Annotated in this window: 3 protein-coding genes; 2 read left to right on the forward strand and 1 reads right to left on the reverse strand. The window is 65.8% G+C overall.

Features of this window, described 5'->3' with window-relative positions:
* Positions 1-99 precede the first annotated feature (99 nt).
* The gene (locus ACLQI9_RS14100) at positions 100-1,341 is read left to right on the forward strand and encodes an FAD-dependent oxidoreductase (RefSeq protein ID WP_442376446.1); all 1,242 of its coding nucleotides are present in this window, start codon (positions 100-102) and stop codon (positions 1,339-1,341) included.
* Positions 1,342-1,381: 40 nt separating this feature from the next.
* Entirely contained in the window at positions 1,382-2,482 is a 1,101-nt protein-coding gene (locus tag ACLQI9_RS14105) for a methyltransferase (protein ID WP_442376442.1), read from the forward strand.
* A 289-nt stretch (positions 2,483-2,771) separates the two neighbouring features.
* On the opposite strand, the gene ACLQI9_RS14110 is transcribed toward ACLQI9_RS14105, so the two are convergent.
* On the reverse strand, positions 2,772-5,107 hold a 2,336-nt coding region (locus tag ACLQI9_RS14110), incomplete at its 5' end, for an AMP-binding protein (RefSeq protein WP_442391790.1).

Here is a 5,107-nt window from a genome sequence, read left to right on the forward strand (position 1 = left end):
TCGCTGGATTTGGCCTGCTGAAGCTGCAAGCGCGACTTGAGCAATGGGCTTACCAACGGCACGCAGAGGACTGAAGTGCGTTCCGCGAACCTGATGTCAATGCCCACCGCGCCGTCGACCCGGTCGCTTCGGATCCTCGTTGTCGGCGCCGGTGTGGGCGGCATTTCCATTGCTCGGGGATTATTGCGCGACGGACATGACGTCACCGTCTTCGAACGGCGACCGGATGTGAAGGCAGGTGGCGGCGCCGTAACCATCTGGTCCAATGGCGCAACGGTTCTGGGGCAGCTGGGGGTCGACATGGATGGGGCCGGTCAGCTGCTGTCCACCCTGCGGGTCACGACATCCACGGGTCGCCCGGTCGCCACTATGGACCTGACTGCGATCGTGGACCGGCTGGGCGCACCCGTTCGGATGGTCCCACGTCGAGTCCTGCTTGAACGGCTGCTGGAAGGCTTTCCGGCCGATCGCATCTCGTGCAATGCCCGCGCGGTCGGGGTCGTCAGTACGCAAAACGGAGTTCGCCTCGAGTTCGAAGACGGCAGCTGGGCCGAAGGAGATCTCTTGATCGGTGCGGATGGCCTGCATTCAATGGTTCGAGACATCGTCGGCGCGCAATCCGCGGAGCCGACCGGCTGGTGCAGCTGGCAAGGACTGGTCACCCTTCCACACGTCGCCAACAAGCACGTCGCACAAATGATTATCGGCGAGCACGGAAGCCTTGGCCTGTGGTCGGCTGGAGGTTCGGATGTGCAGTGGTGGTTCGATTTGCCATGGTCGCCCGACTTCGTCAGACCGGGACGTCCGATCGATATGATCCGGTCCAATTTCAAAGGATGGTCCGACTCGGTCGATCAAGTACTCGCGACATTGACCGACGAGGATCTGGCCCGTTCGCCGTTCCCGCATTTTCGGCATCCAATCCCCCGCTCGGGCCAAGGCGCAGTTACGTTGCTCGGAGATGCCGCACACACGATGCCGCCCACCCTTGCGCAAGGGACCAATCAGGCGCTGCTCGACACGATGGTGTTGTGCAAGGCGCTTTCGGATTTCCGAAAGGGCTGGAAAGGGGTGCCTAGCAGCAACGGTGATCTCTCGAGCGCGCTGCGCTGGTACGAGAACACCAGGCGACGCAAGGTCAAGGCCGTGTCCTGGGTGACCACGCTGCAAGTGTCTCGCAGTGAGTCCGTACTGAGACCGGCGGCGCTGATCTCGGACCGGTTCATGACCTGGGCACTGACAACGTTTCTGCGTTCGGTAAGCCACCGACGGATATCCGCGGAGATCAGCCGAGACCTCGGGGCCGCGACAACCACCCATCTTGTCCATGCCAATGATTAAATTGAACGAGTCGCCCCGCACGAACCCTGAAGGTGGGGCGATGTCTTCGACCGCCAAGACCACCAAGGTGCCACCCGCCAAGCTGGCCCGCGTTGTCGAGTGGATTCGCCACTACCTGTATCGGCTCCATCAACGGCTGACACCCGCGCCAGCAGCAATGATGGAGATGATCATTGCCACCTGGACGTCACAGGCGATCACTGTGGCGGCCCAACTCGGTGTCGCCGATGCCCTCACCGACGGCCCGCTGCCGATCGAGGAGCTGGCCGCCCGGGTGGGCGCGGACCCGGACGCGCTACGCCGGCTGCTGCGGGCCTTGATTAGCAAGGGCATCTTCCGTCATCGCCGCGACGGACGCTATGAGCTGAATTCCCTTGCAGGCACCCTGCGTTCGGACGCACCGATCTCGATGACTTGGGCGGCGCAGTTCTACGGGTCGCAGGAGCAGCGCGAACGCTGGACCCTGATGGTGGATTCGATCCGAACCGGGCGCACGGTCGTCCCGGCCTTGCGCGGCAAGGAGAGCTTTGACTACTTCGCCGGGCAGCCCGAGCTTGCCGAACTTTTCAACCAGACGATGACGAGTGTTTCGGAGCTGACGGACGGGCCGGTGGTCGCCGGTTACGATTTCAGCGCCTACCCCACGATCGTCGACGTGGGCGGTGGGCACGGCCCACTGCTGGCCGCCATCCTGGCGGGGGCGCCGGCTTCGCGGGGCGTACTGTACGACCTGCCGCGGGTTGTCGCGAGCGCCCCAAGCCTGTTGCGCGAGCACAAAGTCGCCGACCGGGTGTGTATCGCGGAGGGGTCGTTTTTTGACAGCGTTCCGGCCGGTGGTGACGCCTACATCCTCAAGAACATCATCCACGACTGGCCCGACGAAAAGGCACTGCAGATCCTGCGTAACGTTCGCACGGCAGCCGGCCCCCAAGCCACGGTGTTGCTGGTCGAATTGGTCATCCCTGACCACGACCGTGACTTCCCGGGAAAATGGGTGGATTTGGAGATGCTACTGAATTTGGGGGCCCGCGAACGGACCGCCGCCGAATACCGAAACCTGCTCAGCCAAGCCGGATTCCAGATGACACGGGTGGTGCAAACCGCTTCACCCCTCAGCGTGGTCGAGGCCCGAGCGGCGTAACTACAACCACCTGATGCCGGCAAGTCGGGTTAGCCTTTACCCCCCGTTCGTTCGGCTGCGTTAGCCGTCGACGTTCTACGGCATCAACTCGCTAAACCTCGGCAGCGACACCATCGACCAAGTCGGCTGGAACCCATGGATTGATGCGTCGACCCCGAACCCTGCCGCCCAACCCCGGTGCGTTGCCACACGCGCTGCGGATGGGCCACGCAGCGAAGTAGGTGGCCGGCGAGGTTGAGAGCGCCGCGATGCCGACCAGACTACTCGGGCTGGCCGCTGAGTGGCCCGCCTAGAGGCGCAGCGGCTCCCTGGGGCTAGACGGTGCTGGCTCGTCGACGGCGGTGGCCGATTGTCGATAGTGACCGTCGGTGAGGTCGTGGTACCAGGTCCTTTCCCCTGGCGTCGGCAGACCGGCCTCTTGTAGTGCGGTCGACAGTGGGCGGTAGGAGGGTGTGAGCGGTATGCGGTCAACAATGTGGACGATGGCGGGACGCTGGTCCCGGGGGAGGCCGCCCAACGCGGTGGTCAGGCTAGCCGCGGTGAGGACGCCGCCTTTGCCTAGCGTCACGGCCGCGACCGCGACGTCGTGCGTGTCGGTCGCAACGGGATAGACCACGGCCAGGTCGATCACCATGATGTCGCCGAGGGCGTCGCAAATCGGCTGGCAGAAGACCGGTCCGCACACCGACTGGATCACGGTGTTCCTGTTGTCGACGAACCAGTAGTCGCCGTCGCTGTCGCGGCGAAACAGGTGGTCCGTGGTGATCCAGGTGTCTCCCTTGGCGAATACCCCGCGCATCGACACGCTCGCGGCATCGTGTCCGGAGCGCGGCTTTGCAAGCAGCACGCCCACCTCGTCGACCGCACAGGGACGCACGAAACCGTGGTCATCCTCGATGAACCGGCCCGTCGCGGCGTCGTAGTCGCCGAGCCGAATCTCGGTGCTGCCCGGCAGCGGCCGACCCTTGGCCCCGATCTTCGTGCCGGCGACATTGGCCAGCACCGCGTCCCCCTCGGTGGATGCATAGAATTCAAGCACTCGGGCCGGGGCGAATCGGTCGGTGACCTTCTGCCACAGCCCGGTCGGCATTCCGGCTCCGATGAACAGGCGGACCGGGTGATGTTCCTGAAGCTCGGGCGACGTCGCCTCCACTAGTTCGAGCAGCATGGCCCAGGTGTAGGACACTACCGTGACCCCGTAACGGTGGACCTCGTCGGCGAACCGGGTTGGGTCGACGCCCCGGGTCAAGGCGATGCGCGACCCGCCGGCGACCGCGCCGCCGAGGCCGACCATCAGACCCGACGGATGGTGCAGCGGGGTCAGGCAATAGATGGTGTCACGGCGGCCTAGTGCGGCGGCAGTGGCCGTGCCGTAGGCCGACAGCGCCCACCGATGATTGGTGACCTCCTTGACCACTCGGCGCCCTCCCGTCGTGCTGAAGAACACGAAGGCGAGATCACTTGCCCGGCCCGGGTTCGGCCGATACCACTGCGGCAGCCGCTCGGCGGACAGGTCGAGGCGGTCCACCTCGACGACCCGGTCCGACTCCGTCCGGCCGGGGTCCGCGGTGCGGCCGTGACCGAGGATGAGCACCCTGGCGCCGGTCGCGGCGGCCCCCGCCAGATGGTATGGGTCCGTGACGATGTCGGCCACCTCGCACAGGCGGACGGCGGCGGCGAGGTCATCGTCCGGGGGTAGCAACACCGCCACCGCGCCGAGCCGCGACAGTGCCGCGATCGCGGCTACGGCGCTGGGGCTGGTATCCATCAACACACCGATGTGGGCTCCCTGACGGATACCGACGGCGATGAGGCCGCGCACCACATCGTCGATGCGGTGATCAACCGCCGCGTTGGTGTGGACCCGATCCTCGAAGAGGAAGCATTCCTCTTCGGGCGCTCTGTTCGCCTGTTCGGCCATCAACCCGCCCAGCGACACCCGGGTATGGGGCTGCAGCCGCCCGAGGCGGGCGAGCCGAGGCAGGGTACGCGCGGCCTCCCCGGCGACCTCCCTGCCGCTGCGCGCCGCCCCCATCGCGGCGTCGGCCAACCCCAGGCTCACGCCGATGCCCAGCTCGGCCAACGCACCCGCCGAGTGACCGATACGCGACGACAGCCCGACATCGCCATCGATCCCGACGCTGGGGTCGGCCTCCATCGCATGCACGCTCTCCGGCCTGGGCCCTTGACCGTCTCGCCACAGCACCCAATTACCGACGGTGGGCCACGTGTGCGTGGCGGCGGTCGATCCGACAACGAGCCCGAAGTGACCTGCCCGCAATAGCACCTCGGACACCTCGGCGCGGGGGGCGGCCCGCCGGATTCCTCGCACGGATGCGGGTTGGCCGATGTCATCGATCTCGCCGACGAACGCAAGGACCGGACAGGTGATTTCCGCGAGCGTGATCAACGTGCCATCGATCACGGCGCCGCCGGCCATCATGCGGTTATGGACCACGAACTGCCGTAACAGTTCGGCGACCGCGGGACCCGACCATGCCACCCAGCCCTCCACCTCGAGGAAGCGGCGTTGCTGTTCCCTGGGCAGCAACGCCTCTCGGTCATGGAGTTGCCGTAGAAAGTCCCACCTCGCCCGGACCGTCTTGATCGGGTCCAGAAGTTGAA

It is taken from the genome of Mycobacterium sp. (genome assembly GCF_052143115.1).
Lineage (GTDB): Bacteria > Actinomycetota > Actinomycetes > Mycobacteriales > Mycobacteriaceae > Mycobacterium.